This window comes from Flavobacterium sp. W21_SRS_FM6, assembly GCF_052119645.1.
Lineage (GTDB): Bacteria > Pseudomonadota > Gammaproteobacteria > Enterobacterales > Alteromonadaceae > Paraglaciecola.
The window spans coordinates 280088-304691 of record NZ_JBGQOM010000006.1 but is presented as its reverse complement, the minus strand read 5'-3'; the positions used below and the strand labels follow the sequence as shown (position 1 = coordinate 304691).

Genomic DNA, 24604 nt, shown 5'->3' with positions numbered 1-24604 from the left:
TTAATTCAATGTAATAGTTTTATTTAGCTTTGCTTGAAGCGGCACGGTAATAGTCCATTGCCCACTCAACACCAATGCGTTTAGATGCTTTTCGAGGTAACGATTCATTTTGCTCAGCAAACCAGCGATGAATATCTTTTGCCAAACCCACAACAGAGACTTCACCTTTCAGTTGCTTAACAATTCGGCGCATACGGCGCAGAAAATCGTCTGGCGTTTTAGCATTTTGTAGCTGTGAAAATCGCAATTCACTGACGACAGACTTGTCACCATCACCTTTTTTACCGGCAGCTACCGCCAACTTATTGGGACTATCAGTTTTGACATGCACCAAAACCGTAGCGATGGTCGCCCAACATTCAATGATACTTGATTCTTTGGACTCAGTGATTTCATCTGGTAATTTAAGCCACAAGGCTCTGAATCCTTCGGTCAGCATGGTGCTATCGGCAGATTCACAACGTCGAATCTGTGCTTTATAGGCGGTAGGGGCAGGTAGAATACCTTTTTCTTTTAGCTGGCCTGGTGGCAGCATCATGCTTTGCCACCAACGTAACAGCGTTACTCTGGTTTGTTCGTCCATCATGCAATTTCCTTAGTTTGTTCAATCTTATGTATAGCAATAAAGTCTTTAATATCTTTACCGCCAAATAGCCAACCGGTGAGTGATTGACGGGCTTTAATACGTTTTGCCATTGAACGTTCATTACCTAATTCAGCCAGCGCATATTCATCAAACAAATCAATAGCCGTATTACGCAATGCGGTGAGCCACTTATACGCCTGGGGTGAACTGAGATCGGCATTGCCATTAGTAGTGTTTTCAATTAATTCTGAGACTGCCTTATAAAATGCACTTTCAGTGCGTTGCCAATAAGCCAAATCAATAAAGGACATATCACCACTGGCATCGCCTGGTTTCTCAAACCAAGCGGTTCTAATTTGGGTTCTGCAATGCCACAAGGCATTCGATGCCAGTTTTTGTATTTCTTTGACCCGTCTGACCAATCGTTCCTGCTCTTTTACTGATACTGAAAATAGCGGCATGGTGGTCGAGTACCAACCACGTGCTTTCATATTGTCCATATCGTAGGCCAAAGCCCATACACGCGGTGTTTGAGTTTGAGGCTCTGCAAAATCATCGACCAAGGTTGTGAAATGGCTTACCACCTGCGCACAATTTTGACCTTCAGCATCACTACTGAGGGTTAATACATCCCAGGTTTTATAGGTAATGCCGCCCGGTTGGCCTTTTATCGATAGATGTTCTTCATCCGGTTTTTTAGGATCCCACTTATAAGGTGTTAATGGATGTGCCCAGGTGCCTGAATAATTATTGCCATAGTTTTGCGTGCGGTAGCTAGATACAAACTGAGTCAACTTTTCACCGGTGATTTGGCAAACCTGCTCCCCCTGCTGAACTTCCAGACGGATCCTGCGTGGCATTGCCCAATACATATGCAAAGGATGAACATCAGAGGCATAAATCTCAGTCCCTTTTTTATCGCTTGCTTTAGTGGGAGCTAACCAAGGGAATATTTGCGCGCTGTTTAAATCAGGAATGTCGTAGCGGGCAAAATCCATATTGATCACATTCAGCCAAAGTTTTTGCCACAACGTACTATCTGCTTGCTGAGGCAAAACTAACGTGGTTAACGGTCCACCACCACGTAGCCCCACACGATGGCCAGCACCACCTGATGGCGCGTTAATTTGCAGGGTAAATAATGCTAATACCGCCATTTCCAGCGACATCACCTCGCCTATTCCACGTTTGATAAAATGGTCGGTATTAAGTTTAATACCGTTAGCACCGGGCGCTTCAATCAGCAGCCCCGCCACTGTGGCCGACTTAAGACTGTCGAGAGCATCGAAATCCTGCATAAACAGCGGCCCGTCACCTACCGTATTAAAGGCATGCGCAGCGAGGTCAAAAGCCACTTGCAATTGTTCAGCACTAGGGGCTTGTTCATGTAGAACATGCCAGTCATTGACAGTTTTAGGAGCAAAAATGGTTTGTAATAAGCCAATGGCAAACTGATAAGCCGCCCCCTGAAAGTCGGCACGGGGCAAGGCGAAATCCACCACATTGGGATCACAAATTGCGCTGATAGGTAGTCGCTGTTCCGAACCATCCTTTAGTCGGAAAGGCAGCCAGGGATCTTTTACTAAGTTCATCATTCTTCCTTATTTTAAGTATGAGATGTTTGGCATCCTTGCCCCTGTAGGTTCCTTAATTACTTCCAATTGCGTTGAATATGTTGCGCAACTTCATCCGATAAGTTGTACCAAGATGCATCGTTATTGGTAGCATCCACTACGATAAGCGAATCATTATTATCCATATGCCCCCACACTTTTTTGGCTGCTTGCGCTGCCGTAAAGGCAGAGTTTACATACCAAACCGACTGCTGAACTTTTGCCCAACTTCCCAGGGATTTTATGGCTTCGGCAACCGCCGTGTAATTCTGACCAACCACATGTAAATCGTATGAAATAAATAAATTATTTGACATATGTCTATTCCTCGTATCAAAGAGGCGATTAACCTGCGACAAGTATTTGCCTACAGAGCCGAAACCACTTAACATCACTGTGCTACCGGTGCGCTTGTGGGGTCGGTTCGCCGCCTCATTTGCGCCCAACCTTTCGACAGGTCATAAAATAACCGATAAAAACATTAGCGTCAAATTACAACAAGATTAGATGTAATCTATTTTGTGTTGTAATACGCTATTACTACATATATAAGTTACGTTCCTACTAACGAGCTTGAATACTGTTGTTACTACTTACATAGTTAGTACTTGCTAAAATTACATTTACACCGATATCCAAAAGTAACGCCGAGCGTTTCTAACACTACTACCAATCAATATATTCAATTACCAATAAATACTCTTTACAATGTACTAGTTCCTCTACTTACTAGGGGATGAACCGATTAGTTGTAAACTTTCAATCAATCGTTTAGCTCGTTCCCCGCACTAGCGGGGATTTTTCACAAAAGCCTGTTGTTGAGTGGTAGATAAAATTCGGATCTAGTTCAGGTAGCCAGCATTGCAGGTACTTAATCTGTTTATAGCGTTGCTCTAACAAAGCTAACGCTGATTCAAGATGTGCTGGTATAGGTGCCAATTTATCGGCATATTTATTTTTGGATAATTTCACCGTACTAAGCTGTACAGCGAATTGCGTGTCATCATTCCACGGCAACAGAGAACCACTGGTGGTTTGTTTGAGTAACAGCACTTCAACTGTTTCAAGATCGCTATGCCGGGTACTGATTTCAGTATTATCTTCATACCAGCCAATGGCACTTTGATCGGTATACCCAAATCTGTCCCATTGCAGTAATTGGGCTTTGGCTTTAGCGGCAAGACTAAGTTCATTACCAATCACGGTATTTTCCTGATGTCGAAGGGTTGCCGGAATCTGCTCATAAGAATCTTCACCATATACAGCTTCTATCAATTGCCGAGCTTCTGCTGGCATTCTGATAGCCCCGAGTGTTATTAACTCCCGCATTCCCAGCCATAAGCGACCAGGCGAACGATACACATATTGAGTATTAATAAAATTGGCACTTAACCAATCGGTTTGGGGATTATCCTGCCATTGTGGTGCATGCAACCACAGTTCTGGTGATGAGCGAGTATCAATAATATCAGGCTGATATTTTCCATTGATATCTCGGGTATGACGATGTAAACGCCCCGCTCGCTGAATCAAATCATCTATGGGACAAATATCTGAAATCATCAAATCGGCATCGGCATCCAAACTTTCCTGAAAAACCTGTGTTGAGATCAGTATTTTGCCTCGGCGTATATTACTGTCAGCATATTTGCCGAAAATTTCCAGCACACGACTCTCAATGTCTTTTCGGTCTTGCAGAACAAAGCGGCTATGGAACAGCAGAACATTCTCAGGATTTGCCAATTTCTGTTGGATAGATTGAAAGGCGTCAAGGGCATCATTTACGGTATTGCGCACCCAAACCACACATTTGCCTTGTGTTACTGCATTCAAAATCGTCTCGATACAATCATCAAACTTATGCAGGAATTTGATTTTCACTTCTCTGCTTACATCGACTCGACTTTTTAATGGCTGCTCTAATAACGGTATGGCAGGATTAATTGATACTTTTGTGGCTAGAGGAAATGCTGATTGTTTGGGCACGCACGATGTTATTCCAGCAGCATTATGCCAAATAGCGACTAAACGTTTACGTTGCTTTTGTGACAAAGTTGCGGTCAGTAAAATAACACTACCACCTTGATGCAAATGCATAGCCAACAGACTTTCCAGCAATTCAAACATAAACTCGTCAGCAGCATGCACTTCATCAAAAATAAGTACTTTTCTGTTTAAGCCCAATAAACGCAGGGATTGATGACGACGTGGCAAAACAGCCAACAACGCCTGATCAATAGTCCCCACACCAACGGGTGCTAATAGTGCTTTTTTGCGGGAATCAGCTAGCCATTCGTTACACTGGGCTGTGGCCGTAGTATCGTTTTTTTCATAGTTCTGATCGGTACCCTTAGAAGCTAACACTGCATCACGGAATAAGTCATTCATTTCACGGGCACCATGTGCCAAAACGATACTCGGCTGCTTACCATCTTCCATTGCCAACATCTGTCCGTAATGTGTTGCAATACGCTTAAACATCGCATTGGATGTTGCCATAGTGGGCAAACCAAAATAAAAGCCGTCGGCGGCTCCAACATGCATTAAACGATGAGTGAGCGCTAAGGCCGCTTCGGTTTTACCTGCACCAGTCACATCTTCTAAGATAAAAAGTTGGGGAGAGTCATCAACATCAACCTGTTCGGCCCATTGCTGTAAAGGCGTTGGCTCATATCCATAGTGCTGTTTAATAGATAAAAAAGGTCGAACTTTCGGAATTTTATTAAGATCTGTAGCTTGCAAAGCAATACCTGCCGTGAGCAGTGCATATTGCCAATAGTCGTCTAGGGCGGCAGGTTCAGAACGGTACTTAAAATGCTCATTATCAGAGCCTATCCAGTCAGACAACACCGCTATACCAGCTAATTGCCAACTAACTTGCTCCAAGCGACAACGCCATTCAACAGACAATAATTTATCTAAAGGAATATCCGGTTGTAACAATTCAAACATCTGTTCAACAAATAATTGGGCAGCCTCAGTATTGTGAGATTCGGTAAAATCTTCTATTTCATTTTTATTTTTTGTATTGATCGGTTGACCGTGATGCCCGAGTACGCAGTTCACCAGTACCATTAAGGAATCGTAAATAGCTTTTCGCTCCAGCCGTGGATGCAGATGCTCAATGTCTAACAATTGCGTCAGTTTACTAGTTTTAAGATCATCCCAAAAAAATAATCCCATCCGATCATGGCGGAAATTTTTACCATCATAAGGATTACGACATCGTGGTTTAAGCAAACAATCATTATTATGGAGATACAACTGCTGAAATGCTGAGGCAAACTTTCCTAAGTCATGCAGTACCAACATAAAACAAAAAAGGTTTTGTAATTGTTTTGGTGACACACTCAGGAAATCAGCAAGATCCCTAGTGAGCTTCTTTTCCGGTGCGAGTAATAGCATACCCACCGCCGCCACATCCAGGCAGTGGTAAACCAACAAATGGTAATCCGCACCGCCGTTAGTAGGATCTTTTTTCGCCTTACCCCAATATTTAAAATAGGATGGAATGTCATTCATTATTTAGCTTATTCCCTATATACATTATTGTTTTTCTTATAAAAATCCATTCCGCAATTCTTGCAATGCCACGACTTTTCGAACTCTCCGAGCTCAACGGCACAGCCTCCAATTTGATATTGTTGTTGCAGCCTAGGTAACATTTGATCCTCAAATACAAAATCAACAGGAAAGCCAAATACATAACTTGCGATTGCTTTACTTGCATAGTGACGGCAGCGCTGAGGTTTGGTTTTATACACATACTGACCTTGCTGATTGATAAACATGGTTATATTTCTGCTGATATTACAAAATGAATATGCATCAATTAATTCCTACAACCTGACTACTTGTTGAACATTTTGCTTACTAATAACAACTTAACAATCCCTGAAATATAACCAGTAAACTGAGTTACCCTGTTTGCTTAGTTTGTTGCCATTTAGGTATTAAATAACCAGGGTTTTACGTCAACTAAGTTGGCTAGTTCTAACTGTTGAGATTCGGGAGTGATGTCGAAATACTTGGTGCTAACTTGCAAAGCCTGCACAACCTATTGGGCGAGTGCGGCTGTGGTTGGGATAATGAGCTGGCCGTTTTGCATATTGTAGTCTTGCTCTACGATGCGTTTTTTAACTTCGGTAAGGCGTTGATTAGCAATAAATATCAGGTTGATTGGTGTGTTCCACAATTCATCCTTATCTGATGTAACCACTTCCCCTTCTAACAAACTTAGTTCGCCGCGAAATCGGCTGAGCACAAAATCTCGACATTCTTTTTTGTCTTCACAGTAAGCGCGAAGATGCCAACGTAAGCCGGTTTTAACAAAGGTATGAGGATGAATAATACGCCCTTGGTTAATGGGTGTAGTAAGTGAAACGTATTCAGTATCTACCCGTTTTTGCTGTTTAATACCCGCGATGAGCACGCGCATTATTTGCGGTGATACCGCCCGATGGGGCACAGCGAGTTGAGTGTAAGTAGGTTGGCGCGAACATTGGAGTTGGCTAAGTGGATTACTGGATTGACTAGTCAGCCAATCAAGATATTCATTTACTTGGGTACTGATAAATTGCGCACTAAATTGCTCAGTAGGCACAAAACATTTCTGTTTTTTATCGTAAACAATATTATTGGGGCACAGGGTTTGATAAGACTTTAGATAAGACTTTGAGTGAGTCACCGACAACGAAAAATGCTTAGTTATGTCGGTAGAATTTACTCTACCTTCCCAATAGGCAAGTAGCTCTATTAGTTGAAAATGAATATCCCTTTCGTCTTTCATTAATTAACACGCTCGTAGAATTTATAGAACTATGCAAAAAATTAGCATATTGGTCAATAAACTTATCGATTAAAAATCTACTCCATCATTAGAATTAGGATTTACGTTCAAAGTGATTCAATCATGTAGCTAAATTTGTAAATAAAAAGCTGTTATTAGGCTGGAATTTGGATAGGGATTCTATTCGATTCTTGAGCACCCGTGACCGCGTATTCGTGGGTGAAAGCAAAGCTAGACCCAAACTCTATTTCATCTTTACAAACAGACCAGTTAAATCCTGAGTTATAGCGATCTGCTTATTTTTCAACATAAATGGTGTAACCCATAAAATCTTTTTCATGTGAATTTATCATGCGTTAATTACTCATTTGATTTTTTCAAGTAACTCGCCCACTTCACACTCAAACAAGTCACAAAGCTTATCAATCGCCTCTAAATCGATGCGTTGGGCGGTCTCTTTATAGAGCAAAGTCACAGTATTTCGGTTCAAGCCAGTTTCTCTGGCTACATCCATAATCTTCATTTTTCTTTCGCCCATTAAGCGCGCAAGATGACATTTAACCATACTTAATAACCTTTAAGATAAATTAATGTCATTTAAAATAACAAAAAGGCATTGACAATTACATTTTGTCATGCATAATGCCATTTAGAATGACAAATTGTATTTTTAGATAGCAACATGTCATTTGATTTTACACTGTCGTAAGGAGAAATCAATGAACAGTAATTCTAATTTGTACTTAACAACGTCTGAACTGTCAGCACGCATAAAATACGACACTCGCACCATACGTGAGCGTCTCAAAGATTCGGTTTTAATAGAAGGGATCCATTACATCCGCCCGTTTGGTGGACGAAAGATCCTTTACGTTTGGGAAGCAATCCAAAAGGATATGTGCAGATTTTCAAAGAATGCCATGGCCATTCCAATGACAGCCGGAGGTGTAAGCCATGGCTAGTATTAGCGTAAGAAAAGACACGGGTAAGTTGTTCCTAGATTTTAGATTTAGAAATATCCGTTGTCGTGAGCAGACTGAATTAAAAGACACGCCAACGAATCGCAAGCGAGCGCAAAACTTGCTGGACAGGGTACAAGCAGAAATCATGCTTGGCCTATTTGATTATCGGTCGACATTCCCGAATAGCAGTAATTTGCAAAAGCTAGAGGCGACTGCGTCTGTAATAGCATCAACGGTAACACAACTGCCGCACATGGAAGCATTTGCGGATTTGTGGTTTAACGAAAACAAAGTCTTGTGGCGTAAAAGCTATACCAATTCTGTGACCAACATTATTGAAGGGCGGATAATTCCTTTCTTCAAGGGAATACCTGTCGACCAAATAACCAAGCAACAGGTTTTAGCTTTTCGCACTCACATTTGCAAATTGAAAAAGAAGAATGGCGATCTGTTGTCACCTACACATGTTAATCGACATATGAAGTTGCTGAGGGCCATTCTGTTAGAAGCGGCAGATCGTTTTGCATTTACCTCATGCTACCGAGGTATTAAGCCATTAAAGGTAGCAAAGTCAGACATTAATCCTTTCACAATAGAAGAAATCAATTTGATATTGGCTAACTGTCGTGAAGATTTCCGTGAGTACTTCCTCATACGGTTTTTTACTGGCATGCGAACCGCCGAAGTCGATGGATTAAAATGGAAATACGTCGATTTTGCCAATCGTCGTATTCATATTCGAGAAACTCTTGTTGAAGGGGAAGTCACCTACACAAAAAATGACTCTAGCCAGCGCGAAATATATATGAGTGAGCCTGTGTACAACGCGTTTTTACTGATGAAGCTTCGCACCCAAAAATTTGAGTATGTCTTTGTTAACCGAGCTGGCAACCCACTTGATCATAATGGAGTAACAAAGCGTGTGTGGTATCCCTTACTTCGTGCTTTGCAATTACCTAAGCGCAACCCTTATCAAATGCGCCATACCACAGCCACACTATGGCTGGCATCGGGCGAATCTCCAGAATGGATAGCAAACCAAATGGGGCACTCTAATACTGAAATGCTGTTTCGGGTTTATTCACGCTATGTGCCCAATTTAACTCGAAAAGACGGCAGCGCTATCGAAAGTATGCTTGAGCGGGTTTTAACTTCTGACGAAGACAAAGGAGATGAATATGCTTAATTCCGTTCAGCCTAAGCTTTTAGATGCAAAAAAATTCAAACGCTTTAAAGGTAAATATTTTATGGTGGCTTGCTTGCAGAAACACACCAAAAACAGAGAGCCTTACTGGGAAATTTGCTTGTCAGATAGCTCAACTTCGTTAAAAGTTTATTGCTTCGACAAAGGCCATTTCTTTTCATCTTTTAAAGCTAACTCGCTTGTACATGTCGAGGTATGTATTAAAACACACCTTGGTAAACCCTATTTACGTTGCGTGTATTTAGAGGCTGTTGCCAGAGACAAGCTGATAAATAATTTGAATATTAGTTCTCTGCCATCGGCGTTGTGTCCTTTTCCTGCACTACTAACCGACATCGTCGATTTGTTTCAAACTATTGATAATGTGCATTTAAAGCGATTTGTTTCGCAAACACTTTTACAAAGTGACATTGCCACAAAGTATATAAACTGCCCTACCCGTGCAGGACGCAAGCAGAGTGTTGACAATTGCTTGCTTTCAAAAACATTACTTGTAGCTAAAAACCTATTAAAAAACAGAAGTCTTGATATTGAACAGCGAGATTTAGCCATTGCTTTTACAATCGTGCACGAAGTGGGGAAAGTCAATAAATATACCTCTGACTCAACACTATCTGCTATTGGATTGAGAGCCGACATTGACGATCTGTCATTAGCTATTTGCAGCTCAGCTTTGCAAGAGTTGGCGAAAAAATCACAGGTTTTGCACTATCAAATGCGCTACTTACTTACCTATGGCTTTGCCGGTAAGCACGCCAGCTTTAACGTGAATAATTTCTATTCATGTCTAGATTATTTATCTGAAAGTAGACCAAAACAGCAATCGACGCTGGCGGCTATCAAAGGCAGATATGTACCTCAGGCTATTGAGCTTATGTCGCAATGATGCAGGTTAAAAATTTAAATTAATGCAACTAATTAAATTAATTAAAGGAATTGAATAATGGCTCGTCATCCAGAAGTTAAAGAAAAAGAAATAATCGAAGCGGCTTTAGCATTGGAGCTAAAGGGAAAAACACCCAATCCAGGGGCTATTCGTGCATCATTAGGTTTTAGAGGTGGCCTAATCAGGATCCGCGATGTATGGGATACCTATACTGCCAAACGCGTGGGGAATTTTGGCGAAATAGACAGTCAGGAATTATCGTTAGACGATTTACCCTCAGACATTTCAGATGCTGCAATTCAGATGATATCTCGTCAGCGAGAACAGTTAGAGTTTTTAGTTATCAGCGCGTTTAGACGTTGTCAAAAATTATATGAAAAACGTGCTGATGATTTGATATTAAAACATCAAGAGTCTCTGAATTTTTACAAAGACTATGAAACCAGCGCAGATCAGTCAATCAAACTACTTGAAACTGATATCAACGAATTGCAAAGCGAACTCAAAATACTAGCGAAGCAGAATGCCAACTTACTTATCGAGAATTCAAAATTAAGCGGGCAAGTTGCGGCTTTTAAAGTCTCACTGCCAAATGCAATTAAACAGACCAACCCATCGGGCGCCCATGCCCAAAACTCTATCTAGCAAAATAAGGAATCAGTATGAGTGAATTACTATTAAAAGCGAAGGAACTTGCGAAGCTTGCGCACAGCGGTCAAACACGAAAATTTGATGACTCCCCATACATCGACCACCTTTTAGAGGTGGTTAAAATACTGCAATATTTTGGTATTAACGATGAGGTGGTGTTAATTGCCGGGCTATTACACGACACTCTTGAAGATACCAGCGTAACCGCAGAAACCATTGTTGAGAAATTTGGACAACATGTGTTGGACTTAGTAAAGGGCTTAACTGACGACAAGTCATTGCCACTGCGCGAGCGAAAAGCTAATGCACTGAATAAAATGGAAGCACTGAGTTCAGACGCACACTGCATCAAACTTGCTGATCTGATCAGTAATTTAAGTGCCCTCCCCAAATCTTGGACGCCAGAAAAATGCTATGAATATTTCAAATGGTGTGAAAAACTCATTTCTTCTTGTAACAAGGCTTCAAACCAATTGATTGAGCTTGCGACTTATCTGCTAGCGTTTCAATCAGCAAAGCACTCAATGTTAGACATGCTGAAAGTTTGGGCCGCCGACAGCAATATATACTGGGCTCAAGAATCTCATCATCTTTTATTCGTCGCATACACGGAATTGGGTGATGTTGAGGCTAGAATAATTCAACCAAAGTCCTCACAACTACACACACTTTTTGAATTGGGGCTACTGCGTAATTTCGTTCTCAACGAAGACCACAAAGGCACTGTTTTAGTGGTTGGTAGTTTTCTCCCAGCGCCAGAAAATGAATTCAAAAGTTACTTTGTTGATTGTACTTTGGTCGATTTGAAATAAAAATCTAGTAACAATCGCAGACCAACTCACGACTGTGTTCGCGATTTTGATCTCATCAGAAATCAACTATAAAAGCTGAGTTTTAAAGATGAAAATTATAGAAAAAAGACTTATGGATACTGTATTAGACATAACTTGTGACGTTTGTGAGCAGAGTGTTAGCACAAATATCAAAGGTAAAAAGAGCGAAGTGAATGCGAATTTAACAGCCACTTTCGGCTATGGCTCAGGAGAAGATGGAAATGTGTATCATGTTGATTTATGTGAAAGCTGCTTCAAAATAGCGTTGTCTGCGTTGAAAGAGCATAGAAGAGTACTAGTAATGTTTGATGATGAACACAATCTACCTGACGAAAAATTTGGATTCGATTTAGAGCGTTGCAGTAGATGATAGGATCGAATCCAACAGTTTGATTACCATAGGAGCGCATTTGCTTGGGCTACAAACAACTCAATAATATCCTTCTATCGGTAATAAAACTTGTTGGAAAATGGCAACTAAGCGAGGCAGAAAAACTTATCGTTCTTGGGTTTGATCCTAAAAATATCCCTTCTGAAATCACGCCAGATCAAGAGCAACGTTTATCACTTTTACTAAATATTCATTCAGAGCTACGCCACCTATTCACCAATCCGGCTAACATTTATGGCTATATGACAATGATCAACCATAACCCGCCATTCAACGGTAAAAGACCGGTTGATTTAGCTGGCGAGAATTTGGATGGACTTCATTCTGTTTACTATTCTATCAAAGTTTTAGCGCATTTTGAAAGGTCATACTAAGTTGCAATGTACCGATTTTTAATCGTTATTTAACGATAAATGAACGATCCCAAATAGTAGATTATAGTCATTAACATTTGGCAGACTTGTTTAAGTTTCTGAGTAAAAGTGTCTACAAGGATAGAGGAAGATAAGTGGTCACAATGAATAGAAAAAAGTACGACGCAATATACCCAATATCACTATTCAAACGAAATTTAAATTGTGTACTACGCAAATTTGAGTCCAAGCACTGGACTCACACTCTAATAACAAGAAACAGTAAACCCATCGCAGAAGTTACTACACAAAATTCATGAGATCTGGACGATTTTTGTAAAGCAAAGTTTGCTCTGGAGCTTCTGACACCAAATCGATAATATTAATACAGATAATATTTCACATAGCTCAATGCCATAAACTAAATAGTGAACTGATGAATTGATATTGGTTACTCTGTATAAAGTTGAAGCGACTTTAGATGAATTGCAACCCAATGGCATGCATTTTTCAAAGAGTTGGTGGAATACTTACTCATCTGCTGTTGAGGTCTTTTGTTTTTGATATCAAAGGCGTTTGGATGCATTAGATATAATTTGGCTTGCCCTTGGGGAAACATGTTTTTATTGTTTTTTGTTTGATCACTGACTTCCATTTGTTTCACTTTAGCTTTGATGCTTTGCCACTTTTCTATGTCCGAATAATCAGCGGGAGGGTGAAGAATAATGTACCAACGTTCTTTAGGTAACAAGGCTTGAAAAAAGTGGATAAATTGACCTGTACGTTTAACAGTGTTTAACGATAAATAACTATGATCATTGGCAACATTAGAAAGAAGGTGATGAATTAGCTGCTTAGTAAATTTGGGGGATTTTGCAAAATTTTTCAATAACAGCTCACAAATCTGCAGACGGTCAACGTCTTCGGCTTTAGTTTGCATTTTTGTCGGCCGAATACTGTCTGAAGTAGAATTAACTAACCGCGATTTTCCTCTACTGGTTTGATAAGCAGAATGCCGTTTTATTAATTGTGCTGCTTCAATCACAGCAATAACATATTTTGTAGACAAAGTTAGCGTAGCTGAAATATCACTTCTAGTGTTCCCATTACTATGTTCTTTCAATATTCTTTCACAATGCGCAAGCGAAGGTTCAAATGCGCCATTTAGAGTACGAGAGGGGCTAATAGGAGTGTTCATTTTAATACCAATGTTGGTAGAATATTTTTTTAACTGTTTATCGAAGAATCCAATCAGTTGGCACGCGTCTATGTTTTGATTCAATTCAACTTTCTCCGCCAATTGACTCAATATTCTCGTTTCTGAAAAACCCGAAAGTTTTGACCAAAATTGAATGGATTCCGTAATATTTGACTTCATCAAATATTGGTTAAGTAAAAGATCGGTGAAATGTGAATATGTTGTTATGGTGGTGCTGGGACTTATGTGCCCGACCACACTTGAAATTTGATAGTAGAGGTCATTTTGATGAGCTATGAAATAACGCCGTATCTGCTTGATCTGACTCTCCGTATATCCGGTGTACCGCCTTGTTGTCTCAATATCGCTAAAAATTATTAACTGTAGGAATGAAATGCTAGTATGTCTAAATTGATAAGACACGATTCTTAAATCACCATAACTTGATAGTAACTCAGTAATTTGGCTTCTAATTTTACTGTCATTAAACATGACGTCATGATTGATTTGCTGCGAAAATAGCAGTGCATTTTTTCTACCTTCGGTTTCTACTTTTCGTTGTCTGATAAAATTTTCAACTGTTTCATACTCCGCCGGTTTGAGTAAGACTCCTAGCGGCACCTTTCTGTTTGAACTAGCGGTTTTTAGACCACCAAAAGCATTACGCCTTAAATAAACCCACAAAATATTTGAAGATTCTATATCCCTCATTTGCAATTTAAATACTTCCGATGGCCTAAAAAATCCACGGCGAAGAAAAATAATAAATACGTCTAAACTTTGTTTGAAACTATCGGATTCAGTAAAATAGAACTCTGCTATGTCTACCCGTAATCTTTCAAAGTGGTGCTCAGGAATTAGTTCACTTCTAACATGAAACGACTGGGCTTCTTCAGATATCCATTCCGGAACGGCCAACGCATAATTCTCGGCAATAAATATAAATAGTAAAGTTAGTGTGTCTTTAACTGTAGAATCTTGTTCGGCTCGTTGTAGTACCATCTCTTCAAAAAATGAATCCATTTCATCAGAGCCGCATTCTTTGATGTTGGTGCTTTTCCAAGTTTCAACCCAGACATTAGCGATCGCATTCATGTATCTTATACCCGTACCACGGGCATGCTTCCAACGATTCGAACTCAAGCCATCCATCACCCATTCATGAATAATTTCGACTTGTACGTTGAAATCATAGATTACGTGTAACTGTTTAAGCCTGTTTAATGTAACCAATCTAGATTGATCTTCATCGACTTCAGCTCGCAAAATGTTTTTCATCTGCTCAATAATTTCGTGATCTTTACAGTACTCAACCGCATTATTTTTTAGCTGACGAATATTAATACTTACTGAATGTTGAAGGCTGGTGTTCAGCTTATTCACCGCATGTTCGCTATTAACTTTTAACTTCTTATTATGAAAGGCTAATAATGACTCTAAGGGCATGGAAGGACTGTATAGTTCTCCCGTGGCGTAATGTTCCATAAAGTAAGGAAGAGGAGAATCGTTACGTCTAATTCCAGCTTTAAAGCATGCTTGCAAAAATTTACTGTTTTTAGTAAAGGTCAATTGAGAGGTCTTATTAAACGTTGAAACTAAATTCTTTAATAAAGTTTTGAGCGTTACTGTCTCTAAATCTGGAAAAGAAGTCCTCGCTGACAAGTAAGCTATAATAGCGGCTTTGCTCAACACATCTGGATACCAGCGGCGCACAGTAGTCCGTGTTTCTTCATTGCGAATATTTGTGGGGTGCCCCGACTTTTCATATATAAGATCGATGAATATTTCTTGGTTTACGACTGAAATGGGGTGAACATTTTTTTGTAAGATACTAACCAAACTGTTTAGAGCTTCTTCAAATGCAAGTCCCCCTTGCGACGCAGCAAAAATAACGACGTTTTCTAAAATAAATTCAATTGAGGGGTCGGGTGTTCTTACAATTAATTCAGCTCTTTGAGTTAGAAAATGACTTACTGAATTTGCTAGAATTTCGAGATTTAGATCCAGTTCGTGTTTAAGCTTTACGCTTGAACTGTTTTTTATTATTTGGTCGTATAGAAACTTTATCTCCCAGAGTAAAGCGCGAATTATTCCGTTATTCTTTGATGACTTTGAGTTAATAAACTCATTTACTGCCTGAAAATTAATCTTGAGAAGCTTTATTTCTTTTGCATTTAAAGCTATCTGAAGTGCATCTGAAATTGTGTCACAGCTAACCGATAAAATTTTCAATGCAGCTTTTCGTAAACTACTTTTGTTCTCAGTTATTGAGCCTGACTTAATGGCGTCTAAAATGTCTTCAATCAGTTTTTTATCAAAATTTTGTACGCTTTGATTAGTTTTTAGCGTGTCTTCCATGATTTGACTTCCATACTGTTAACAATGAGTGGTAGCTCTAATGTGCTCACTATATAGTTTTCAATTTCTCTACTGATTGCTCGATTTGTCGAAAACTTATATGAACTAAATGCAGAGTGCAAAGTATCCGGGGCTGGTGCATGACCCATGAAGACTTCTAGCTCATTTCTTGAAAAACCTTTTTGCATAAGAAATGTTGCAACAAAGTGACGCGCCCAATTCACTGGAAAAGGGAATTTAGCGCCAATCAAAGAAAATGCATGTTTAGCGTGATATGGCCTCAAACCACTGCTATTCCAGAGATTGAATAAATTAGTCTGACCACTGAGTATTCTTGAGAGCGTATTAGAAATATGTGGATAAATAAATTGCAATTTATACGTTAAGTTTCTTATAAAACTCAGATAAGTATGCAAAATTTCAATTGCGATAACTGGAAGGTAAACAAGTCGCGTACTTTTGCTGCCTTTGTCGCATATCACCAGACTGCCTGAAATAAGATCGAAATGTTTAAGTGTCCCAAACTCTGACACGATGGGCCGATGCAGCGTGCATAACTCGAGAAAAAAAACGACGTACATCGTGTAAAAATTAAATGTATTAACGATTTCATTTTGAGTGGTAGGCTTAGGATTTATAAAATTACAACAATGTTTAAATAGCATTTCAACAGCTGAATCGTTTGCAACCCGGCAACTGCCAACGAAACATTCTTTTTCGAGAGTCTGCACTTGAAAGGTTGTTAAACTTGCCTCTGTGGTAAGCGAATTTATGAAGTGAATATGTTTTTGGACAACTTTGTTTGAATCAAATAAACCATACGCACACTGGTTGTTGTACTTAAGATCATGGTCAGCAATATATGCGACTTCAGCACGATTTAAGTTATATTTTGGAGCACTATGTGCTAAGTGCAATTGCAGCCGAGTTATGTTTACATGTTGAAATAGACCTCTCAAATATTGTTTGCAGAATTGAGTAACGTACTCGCTTAAGTTTTCAATGCTTTGAGCGTCTTCTTTAGCAGCTTGGAAAGCTGGCAACAGTTTCAACGGAAGAAGAATTTGCCCAGGACCGTCGGCAACTCTAAATAAATATTTGTGAATAGAGGGTATTTTAAGTTCTGGATACTGCCAAATTGAGTTAATAAAAAAACCATTTTCGACATCTTCCGCACGAGGGTTACTTGGGAGGGAAGTTTCTGCTTCAAGCAACTGAGATAGGTTTCGGCCTGAAAATAAACTTGCCATCACAAACCCAACTGCAGGATTTGACTCTAACTGCTTTTCGCATCTTTGCAGAACTGTTGTGACTACATCATTGGTTAAACAACCAACATCACCCAAAAGACACTTTTTACGTCTGACGATGTGAGCCAAGCTATACGAGTTATGTTTGCTAGTTTTAGATGAATCTAAATCCATAACATCTCCCCCATTTCTTCTGCTTTTTTGGCTGTTGCCCCTTTTTTCATTTGAGTTCGGACGGCTTGCCGCGATTCCGAGCAAAGCTTCATTGTTGCTGGCTCAGGCTGCTTACTGAGACTCGCGCCTGTCAGCCTCTCTAAAATATGAGGGGGGCACGTAATCAGCATTTGAAAAATTTGAGACAAAACAGCATTTCGATGATGTGTGCGAGAGAGAATGAATGAAACATATTCCCAAGCTATCGCCTCTATTTTTGGCGGTTTAGCATCAAATACAATGACAGATATTTTTTTATCCAATTCTTTCGAACTCATATATGGGGGTTGAAGTACAATCCACCCTGCAAAAACTCGGTACATGCCGAATTCATTTTTGTATGCAAGCGGAAGTTCAAAATTACTGAGTTCCGATAAAGTGGGTTTTGTACTCAGTAATTTGTTATCTATCTGATATCTAAAACTCGACGTTAAAATAAATGCGTCAGTGGCTTCTTTGGCTATTCTGATTCGTCCATAAGCAATCTGCTGTATTTGTGAATTAAGCTGCATAAAACATCCTTTTTTATTAAATTCACAACTCATGGTGACACGATATCTTCAGTTTTCCGCTTCATATGAAAAAAATTTCAAAATGATAATTGATGAAATAGTTGCATTTGCAACAGTTTGCTTATTTTGATTCAAAATGATAAGTAGTACGGGTGGATTGTTAGCTTTGTATCGTCATTTTTTACTACAAAAACTTTCGATAAATTAGAATATTATCAACGCCAATAAAATGTTACCGACGCTAGTAATTTAGGGACTTTCAGCAAAACTAAAATGTTTAAAATGTGTGGCTAAATATGAAAACAAGCCATCGTAAAATTTAAGCTATTTTCAGTATACTTTTAAGAGTAGTTTTTGCAGAGTCGAGCATTCTTCGTCACTTAAGACCGAAAAGACGTCTCTGAGCACGTTGTTGTATATCAAAGAAATATCACCGGCTAAGTTGCTCCCCTCCTTAGTCAAAATGATATTTTTACATCTGCGTGACTGCTGATCTACAGTTCTTCTCAGCAATCCTCTTGTTTCCAATTTGGCCAACTCTCTTGTTATTTGATGCTTCGGAAATCCAGTTACTTGTACTAATAATTTTTGACCAACCCCTCCTCTATCAGACATCTCACTGCTAGGGAGTGCATTCAATATCTGGAATTGATTTTCAGTCAGATCGAATTGTTGATAGGCCGGAATGAGGTTTTTCTCGATCAAAGCAAGTATGTTCCGAAAGTGTGATGGCATTATGTTATGTCTAAGATCAAACATTTTTTCTAAGTCACTCCTCAAATATCGACAATTTCATTGTGATAATAAATAGTTGCAAATGCAACAATCATGAGAGCGGTTATCATTTTTAAGCTCTTTTGACTCCCATTTCGAGCTTTTTCCACTTTTTTTTGAAATCGACTAAGTTAAACATCGTTAACCAAAAAGGAGAAAAAAATGTTTAACAATATGGAAGTAAAAATGGGCGCAATCAAAGTAAAAGACATCGGCATACATCCGCTCGCTGAACCAGCATTTATTTGCTTTTTAAATATAGCAGAGCTGCGGAAATCATTCGGTTTTAACGTGCAACTGGAGATTGAAAACCCACTGTGCCTGCCTATGCCGTTAGTTGCAAAACATAATCGAAACTACATGGCAATTTCGCACTCTTGTATTATGAAAGATGCGTATATCAATGCCCCGCAGTCATTCCGATTGGAAGTTCTCAAGGTTCGTAATATAACTAACAAGCAAATCGAAGTTCTGTCTTGGATTCACTTGATAGACATTTACGAAACAACTCCTGCTGACGAAATGATTGATGCAATTTTCAAACATAGTTTACGTCAGTTTGCCGATGACTTTATCGTTATACTGTTGTCACACAGGCCAAAGTCGAGATTGATCAATCGAATACTAGATTCAAGATACTGTCCTGAGTCGTGGATAGATTTGCCATATCCCCTGCCATTAAGATTTTAGTGGCGATTTTTGAAAAGCTATAAATCTAGCGGGATGTTTTAATCTCGCTAGATCCATTGTAACAATAAGAGCTCTCTAAAAGCTCTCGCTGACACAGAATTTTAGAAAACTCTCTGCTGAGGTATTTCAATTCAACAACTAATCTGAGGCTGGGCGTTCAACGTTACTTTAGTTCGTTTTACAAGCGCTGTTTGAAAGGGTTTTCGTGATGTGGCCGAGATTAAAAGTGATTTTCAAAGTTTAGTTCTAGTGTATGTTTTTTTAAACCAAATATAGTATAAACTTGATTTATACTATAAAGGGTATATCCTAGTATTATACCAATTTTAGTATGTAAATAACCTTATGAAAGTAAACACTCCTGCTGATATCAGTCCGATAATACGTGATGCACGCAAAGCTAAGGGTTGGACGCAGGCTCAGCTAGCTAAAAATGTAGGGCTATTTCAAAAAGATATTTCTCGTATTGAAACAAGCCCTGATAAGGTCAGTTTGGTAACCCTCTTACGTGTATGTAGTGCGCTCGATATTAAATTGTCAGCCACAGCAAATAATAAGAGTGACCTAAATCAGCGCAAGGTGCTGGATTTCTGATGGGCCGTAAATCTCATACCAAACAGCTTTATTGCTCTATGAATAATGTTCTTGTTGGAACACTTAAACTGAACAAAGGCAGAATGAGTTTTCAGTATGATCCTCAATGGTTAACTGTCATAGGGACTCGGGCGCTATCACTAAGCCTCCCGCTGCAATCGAGTGAAATTAAATCTGATGCAGTTCATGCCTATTTTGATAATTTACTACCCGACAATGATGTTATCCGTAAATATATGGTTGACCGCTTAGGTGCTCAAAGTACATCTCCCTTTGATTTACTCGCCACAGTCGGCGGTGATTGCATCGGCGCAATATCTTTAAGCAACGAACCACCATTTGAGGCCTTACCAGCCATTTCACTCAAAGCAATAAACGAAGCAGATATTGCCCAAACGATACGAGACACTCGAGTAGACAATGTACTGGGCATGCACAGTGATGATGATTTTCGTATTTCGTTAGCCGGTGCCCAAGAAAAAACCGCGTTGACACTATGGAAAGGTCAATGGCACAAGCCGCAAGGTCAGACAGCAACAACCCATATTTTTAAACCACCCATCTTTCACCATCAACAGATGAACATAGACTTATCTAGTAGTGTTGATAATGAATGGTTCTGCCTGACCTTTTTGGCTAATCTAGGATTGCCTGTTGCAAAAGTAGCTATTCAAAGCTTTGAAGATCAACGAGTGCTGGTCGTTGAACGCTTTGACCGACGTATTACGGATAGCCAAATAATCCGGCTTCCTCAAGAAGATATGTGCCAAGCATTAGGTAGAGTCAGTGGCAGTAAATATGAAGAAAAAGGTGGGCCCGGAGCGCTAGCTATCATGGACTTACTCAAATTTTCTAGCTCAGCAATACAAGACCGGTACAATTTCCTGATGAGCCAAATTGTATTTTGGTTACTCGGCGCGATTGATGGCCACGCAAAAAATTTCAGTCTATTTTTACAAGCGGATGGTTATCGCCTAACGCCCTTTTACGATGTGATGAGTGCCTACCCTTATTTTGGACAAGGCAATATTCAGAAAAAGAAAATCAAAATGGCGATGAAAGTCCACAGTAAAAACAATCACTATCATTGGTATAATATTCAGAAGCATCATTGGTTGGCTCATGGAAAGTATCTAGGTATGCCAGAGGAAAACGTCCAATCAATATTTGATCACTTATTAGACAAAACAGAACACGCTTTGGAAAATACATTTAAGCTTGCACCGCAAGATTTTAATCTGGAATTAGGTAAAGCCATCGCTGAACAAATGTGCCAATGTTTGGACAAACTACGCTAGTTATATTATCTATGCATGAGGTCAGATTACGTCAAATAAGAACGCTAAATAGCCAAAACACCTAACGGATATTTTATTGAAAAGTGTTTCCCCCATATGAATTTAAAGGTTGCAAATATCTATGTTTTGACGCAAAGATATGTGACCACCTCGTGACAAATATTCTGATTAACGATTGAAAATTGTGGGGGCCACATCGTTATTTTTTAAAATTGTGACTCATCTAAACGGTATGATATGGCACAAAATGGGATTATTAATCTTTATGTAAAACAAATAGTTAAGAATATTAACAATGGTTATCGCCAGATTGAGCACATTTAAAAACAATTAATACACCTCGTTTTTCTTAGCACTCGGGAGGTATTATACCGAGTTAATACAGAGCTAAGCGTAGAAAAGATAATAAGTAATATTAACATCGCCAATGGTATTGCTTGGAGTAGTGACGCATCTTTATTTTATTTGGCTAACTCTGCTTTACAAACAATCTTTCAGTGTGATTTTAATAACGCTACAGACGCAATCAGTAACAAGCGAATTTATGCTAGTACCATTACCAATGTTTTTCCAGACGGTGCTAGCGTTGATAGTAAATACAATCTTTGGAGCGCAAATTGGGGCGGAACTTCCCTTAGTTGTTACGCAGTAAATGGAGCTGAAAGAGTTTTTGAGATGCCAGTGAGCCACCCTACTTGAATCACTTTTGGTGGTGATAATAATGATTTAATGTTTGTCACAACAGCTACCTGCGAACTTTCGGCAGCACAAAAAGCAGAACAACCGCTAGCCGGTAGTTTGCTTATTTTTAGGTCAGAGGCCATAGGATTAGACAGCCATATATTTTCTACTGCCACACAGATGAATTCCATTTTGCTAGACACAAACTCAGTTTATTGCATTCAAATGATTAGACTTTCAAACAACGACATATGTGATTATTAACCAACATGCTCAGCTAAATTTAATTAAAGATGCACAGTAATCCTGAGCAAAAAGCAATAAACAGGATAAGGGGCCGGATCATATTGAGATTAAAAAAACGACCTAAAAACAAAGATAACAAATAGCCTACTATCACTGCTGGCACACTATAAACAAACAACCAGAGATCTTGTTTACCCACCACCCCAGCCATGCTCAGTGACACTATACTTAAGGCATTGATATAGACAAAAAACAAACTTAGGTTTGCTTTGATTTGTTCCTTATGAGCGGTTTGATATAACAAACCCATAGGTGCGCCACCTGCCGAGGTTAAAGTTCCCATAAAACCAGACAAAGAACCCGCAACAGCACTGGTAACACCAGATACTTGAGGAGTAAACCCAGCCACTGACAATAACACCGCACAGACGATCGACAGTCCAAATAAAATTTGATACTGGCCTAAATCCACATAAGTAATTACAGCTGTGGCAAGAAAAACCCCAACACTACCACCGAGAATGGAAAATGACGCCAGCTGTTTGTTGATATATTTACGGTTTGCCAATAACAAGGCCAAAGTAACAACCAAGGCATTTAGGATCATAGGTACGGGAACTAATTGCGGTGCAATTAAAAATAAAAGAGGTGCGCTGAACAAGCCCAGACCAAAGCCAATAAGCCCTTGTAAGCAGGCACCTGTAATGAGTATTAGATAAACTAAAGCCCAATCATGAAAAGCTAAAATCATCAATTCTGTTGCTGCGCATACTGACATTTGACATATTGTATTATGAATATCATGAGTTTAGGCTTTATACAATGCTTATACCCCCACTCAAACCAAATACCGTAAATAGCTTAATATTAAACCCAACCGCCATCAACAATAATGGATTGAGCGGTAAGCATCTTACTGTCGTCAGCGGCTAAAAATAGCGCGGCGCTGGCAATATGTGTAGATTCGAGAGTTTCTTTAATACATTGGTTTTTGCGAATGTCTTCAAAATCACTGGCTTGCAGGCGATGATAAAGCTGTTTTTCTGTCATTACCCAGCCCGGAATTAAGGTATTTACGCGAATATTGTCACGGCCATGATGTTTAGCCAACGTACGTGTCATACCTTCTAGAGCGGCTTTAGCCGTGGTGTAAACCGGCATAAAGTCTTGTTTAATGCGCCAGCTAATAGAGCCAAGATTAATAATACTGCCACCACCTAAACGTTTCATATGGGTGACAACTGCTTGTGCAGTAAAAAAGTTTGGACGTAAATTTACCGCCATTTGGTCATCCCAATACTCTACCGACAGACTTTCGGTATCATGACGAGCATCATTTGCGGCGTTATTCACTAACACCCCAATATCACCAAATTGACTTTTGGCGAGATTAATGGTTTCTAATAAATGGGGAATGTTGCGAATATCACATACAAAATACTGAATTCGTTGCTCATCGCTACCACCCATTTCTGCACATAATTGTTGGCTGGCCGGTTCGTCAATATCTATAAAGCTGACTTTAGCGCCTTGTTGGTAGAAGGCACGCACAATTTCGGCACCAATACCTGTGGCTCCACCCGTTATAAAAACATGTTTATTGTTGAGACTTGGATATTGGCTTATCTGTTCATTATTAGCAGACATTAAATGCTCTTAAAGGTATTTTTATTAAGCTTATGGGTCTGTTCTACACGAAAAATAAGCAACTTTTCCGGCAGTATCAGCGACTATTTTTGTTCTTGTTTGGCAATTTCAGCATCGATAAAAATGATGGCCTCGTCAATCAGGTAAGCAGTCATGCTTTTTGCTCTTTCTGGCTGGCGCAAGCTAATAGCCCGATACACTTTATCATGCTCTTCAATAATAGCTTTGATACTGCCTTTAGCCGGAGTGGTGTGCTGGATACTGACATTTAATGCGGTGCTAACAAAATCACGTAACTGGAGAATAAACCGATTATTACTGGCAGCTAAGATACTGGTATGAAAGGCAATATCGGCCTCATGTAAGGACAGGGTAGGATCGCTACCAGCCGCTTCCATACCTTTTAACGCCTGTTCAATCTGCTTGATTTGCTCATCTGTGGCAAATTGTGCAGCAAGTGCCGCAGCTTGAGGCTCAATCGCCATACGCATTTGTAAAAACTCACGTAATACAAATAAAGACGGGCTACTTTCAAGCATCCATTTGAGCACACTTGTATCGTACAAATTCCACTTACTGGCAGGTTCTACCACTATGCCTTTTCTGGGGCGAGAGGTGATGAGGCCTTTGGCTCCTAACATCTTTACGGCTTCGCGGATGGAGGTGCGACTTACACCATAGTCTTCACACATCTTTGCTTCGCTAGGGAAACCTGAGTCGTTCGAATATTCACCGGAAATGATTGCACGGCCTAACTCTTGAGTTACTTTGTCTGATAAATTCAGGTTTTCAATTAAAGCCATGCTTACTCTTCACTTCAAATATCCATTGTTTGATTATCTTATCATAATTTTAAAAGATGTAAGGTCAACGAC

The 24604-nt window shown here is 39.6% G+C and carries 25 protein-coding genes; 11 read left to right on the top strand and 14 right to left on the bottom strand.

The annotated features are described in order from the left end of the window. Positions 1 to 19 precede the first annotated feature (19 nt). The 7 genes from casB to ACEN2L_RS12500 all read right to left on the bottom strand — a co-directional run bounded on the left by casB (position 20) and on the right by ACEN2L_RS12500 (position 7553). Positions 20 to 586, bottom strand: a complete 567-nt coding sequence (gene casB / locus ACEN2L_RS12530) for a type I-E CRISPR-associated protein Cse2/CasB (RefSeq protein WP_441744155.1) — start codon at positions 584 to 586, stop codon at positions 20 to 22. Then, positions 583 to 2181, bottom strand: coding sequence for a type I-E CRISPR-associated protein Cse1/CasA (casA, locus tag ACEN2L_RS12525; RefSeq protein WP_441744153.1), 1599 nt, complete (start codon positions 2179 to 2181; stop codon positions 583 to 585). The genes casB and casA overlap by 4 nt, the downstream gene beginning before the upstream one ends. A 56-nt stretch (positions 2182 to 2237) precedes the next feature. Next, on the bottom strand, positions 2238 to 2516 hold the full coding sequence (locus ACEN2L_RS12520; protein ID WP_441744151.1) for a hypothetical protein: 279 nt from the start codon (positions 2514 to 2516) through the stop codon (positions 2238 to 2240). 454 nt (positions 2517 to 2970) lie between these two features. Then, a complete protein-coding gene (gene cas3 / locus ACEN2L_RS12515; RefSeq protein ID WP_441744150.1) occupies positions 2971 to 5721 on the bottom strand; it encodes a CRISPR-associated helicase Cas3' in 2751 nt (916 codons plus the stop codon). A gap of 8 nt (positions 5722 to 5729) precedes the next feature. Beyond that, the gene (locus tag ACEN2L_RS12510; protein ID WP_441744148.1) at positions 5730 to 5990 is read right to left on the bottom strand and encodes a hypothetical protein; all 261 of its coding nucleotides are present in this window, start codon (positions 5988 to 5990) and stop codon (positions 5730 to 5732) included. Positions 5991 to 6256: 266 nt separating this feature from the next. After that, the gene (locus tag ACEN2L_RS12505) at positions 6257 to 6988 is read right to left on the bottom strand and encodes a WYL domain-containing protein (protein WP_441744147.1); all 732 of its coding nucleotides are present in this window, start codon (positions 6986 to 6988) and stop codon (positions 6257 to 6259) included. A 364-nt stretch (positions 6989 to 7352) separates the two neighbouring features. Further along, the gene (locus ACEN2L_RS12500) at positions 7353 to 7553 is read right to left on the bottom strand and encodes a helix-turn-helix domain-containing protein (protein WP_441744145.1); all 201 of its coding nucleotides are present in this window, start codon (positions 7551 to 7553) and stop codon (positions 7353 to 7355) included. 154 nt (positions 7554 to 7707) lie between these two features. Between ACEN2L_RS12500 and ACEN2L_RS12495 the strand changes: the two genes are divergently transcribed. The 7 genes from ACEN2L_RS12495 to ACEN2L_RS12465 all read left to right on the top strand — a co-directional run bounded on the left by ACEN2L_RS12495 (position 7708) and on the right by ACEN2L_RS12465 (position 12289). Next, complete coding sequence (locus tag ACEN2L_RS12495; protein ID WP_441744143.1) at positions 7708 to 7950, top strand: hypothetical protein; 243 nt, start codon at positions 7708 to 7710, stop codon at positions 7948 to 7950. Beyond that, the gene (locus ACEN2L_RS12490) at positions 7943 to 9136 is read left to right on the top strand and encodes an Arm DNA-binding domain-containing protein (RefSeq protein WP_441744141.1); all 1194 of its coding nucleotides are present in this window, start codon (positions 7943 to 7945) and stop codon (positions 9134 to 9136) included. Before ACEN2L_RS12495 ends, ACEN2L_RS12490 begins: the two co-directional genes overlap by 8 nt. Continuing rightward, entirely contained in the window at positions 9129 to 10040 is a 912-nt protein-coding gene (locus ACEN2L_RS12485) for a hypothetical protein (protein ID WP_441744139.1), read from the top strand. Before ACEN2L_RS12490 ends, ACEN2L_RS12485 begins: the two co-directional genes overlap by 8 nt. Before the next feature lie 57 nt (positions 10041 to 10097). Then, a complete protein-coding gene (locus ACEN2L_RS12480; RefSeq protein ID WP_441744137.1) occupies positions 10098 to 10685 on the top strand; it encodes a DNA-binding protein in 588 nt (195 codons plus the stop codon). A 17-nt stretch (positions 10686 to 10702) separates the two neighbouring features. Then, complete coding sequence (locus tag ACEN2L_RS12475; RefSeq protein ID WP_441744136.1) at positions 10703 to 11503, top strand: HD domain-containing protein; 801 nt, start codon at positions 10703 to 10705, stop codon at positions 11501 to 11503. Between the two features lie 88 nt (positions 11504 to 11591). Next, positions 11592 to 11894: a hypothetical protein gene (locus ACEN2L_RS12470; protein ID WP_441744134.1), complete on the top strand. Its 303-nt coding sequence runs from the start codon at positions 11592 to 11594 to the stop codon at positions 11892 to 11894. 44 nt (positions 11895 to 11938) lie between these two features. Then, positions 11939 to 12289 (top strand): hypothetical protein, encoded by a 351-nt coding sequence (locus tag ACEN2L_RS12465; RefSeq protein ID WP_441744132.1) that lies wholly within the window; start codon positions 11939 to 11941, stop codon positions 12287 to 12289. A gap of 430 nt (positions 12290 to 12719) precedes the next feature. Here ACEN2L_RS12465 and ACEN2L_RS12460 read toward each other — a convergent pair whose 3' ends face one another. The 4 genes from ACEN2L_RS12460 to ACEN2L_RS12445 all read right to left on the bottom strand — a co-directional run bounded on the left by ACEN2L_RS12460 (position 12720) and on the right by ACEN2L_RS12445 (position 18534). Beyond that, positions 12720 to 15824 carry a hypothetical protein gene (locus ACEN2L_RS12460; RefSeq protein ID WP_441744130.1) on the bottom strand — a complete coding sequence of 1035 codons (3105 nt, stop codon included), beginning with the start codon at positions 15822 to 15824 and terminating at the stop codon, positions 12720 to 12722. Continuing rightward, on the bottom strand, positions 15809 to 17248 hold the full coding sequence (locus tag ACEN2L_RS12455; RefSeq protein WP_441744129.1) for a hypothetical protein: 1440 nt from the start codon (positions 17246 to 17248) through the stop codon (positions 15809 to 15811). Before ACEN2L_RS12455 ends, ACEN2L_RS12460 begins: the two co-directional genes overlap by 16 nt. After that, positions 17239 to 17799 (bottom strand): hypothetical protein, encoded by a 561-nt coding sequence (locus ACEN2L_RS12450; protein ID WP_441744127.1) that lies wholly within the window; start codon positions 17797 to 17799, stop codon positions 17239 to 17241. Before ACEN2L_RS12450 ends, ACEN2L_RS12455 begins: the two co-directional genes overlap by 10 nt. A 330-nt stretch (positions 17800 to 18129) precedes the next feature. Beyond that, positions 18130 to 18534, bottom strand: coding sequence for a MarR family winged helix-turn-helix transcriptional regulator (locus ACEN2L_RS12445; RefSeq protein ID WP_441744179.1), 405 nt, complete (start codon positions 18532 to 18534; stop codon positions 18130 to 18132). Positions 18535 to 18735: 201 nt separating this feature from the next. Between ACEN2L_RS12445 and ACEN2L_RS12440 the strand changes: the two genes are divergently transcribed. From ACEN2L_RS12440 to ACEN2L_RS12425, 4 genes are all read left to right on the top strand, one after another. After that, on the top strand, positions 18736 to 19263 hold the full coding sequence (locus ACEN2L_RS12440) for a hypothetical protein (RefSeq protein ID WP_441744125.1): 528 nt from the start codon (positions 18736 to 18738) through the stop codon (positions 19261 to 19263). Between the two features lie 345 nt (positions 19264 to 19608). Beyond that, positions 19609 to 19857: a helix-turn-helix domain-containing protein gene (locus ACEN2L_RS12435; protein WP_441744123.1), complete on the top strand. Its 249-nt coding sequence runs from the start codon at positions 19609 to 19611 to the stop codon at positions 19855 to 19857. Next, on the top strand, positions 19857 to 21155 hold the full coding sequence (locus tag ACEN2L_RS12430; protein WP_441744121.1) for a type II toxin-antitoxin system HipA family toxin: 1299 nt from the start codon (positions 19857 to 19859) through the stop codon (positions 21153 to 21155). Before ACEN2L_RS12435 ends, ACEN2L_RS12430 begins: the two co-directional genes overlap by 1 nt. 333 nt (positions 21156 to 21488) lie before the next feature. Next, complete coding sequence (locus tag ACEN2L_RS12425) at positions 21489 to 21854, top strand: SMP-30/gluconolactonase/LRE family protein (RefSeq protein WP_372340886.1); 366 nt, start codon at positions 21489 to 21491, stop codon at positions 21852 to 21854. A gap of 265 nt (positions 21855 to 22119) precedes the next feature. Here ACEN2L_RS12425 and ACEN2L_RS12420 read toward each other — a convergent pair whose 3' ends face one another. The 3 genes from ACEN2L_RS12420 to ACEN2L_RS12410 form a co-directional block, all read right to left on the bottom strand. Continuing rightward, positions 22120 to 22833 (bottom strand): sulfite exporter TauE/SafE family protein, encoded by a 714-nt coding sequence (locus ACEN2L_RS12420; protein WP_306020895.1) that lies wholly within the window; start codon positions 22831 to 22833, stop codon positions 22120 to 22122. Positions 22834 to 22949: 116 nt separating this feature from the next. Next, positions 22950 to 23729, bottom strand: a complete 780-nt coding sequence (locus ACEN2L_RS12415) for an SDR family NAD(P)-dependent oxidoreductase (RefSeq protein WP_306020894.1) — start codon at positions 23727 to 23729, stop codon at positions 22950 to 22952. A gap of 83 nt (positions 23730 to 23812) precedes the next feature. Continuing rightward, positions 23813 to 24532 carry a FadR/GntR family transcriptional regulator gene (locus ACEN2L_RS12410; RefSeq protein WP_306020893.1) on the bottom strand — a complete coding sequence of 240 codons (720 nt, stop codon included), beginning with the start codon at positions 24530 to 24532 and terminating at the stop codon, positions 23813 to 23815. Positions 24533 to 24604 lie beyond the last annotated feature (72 nt).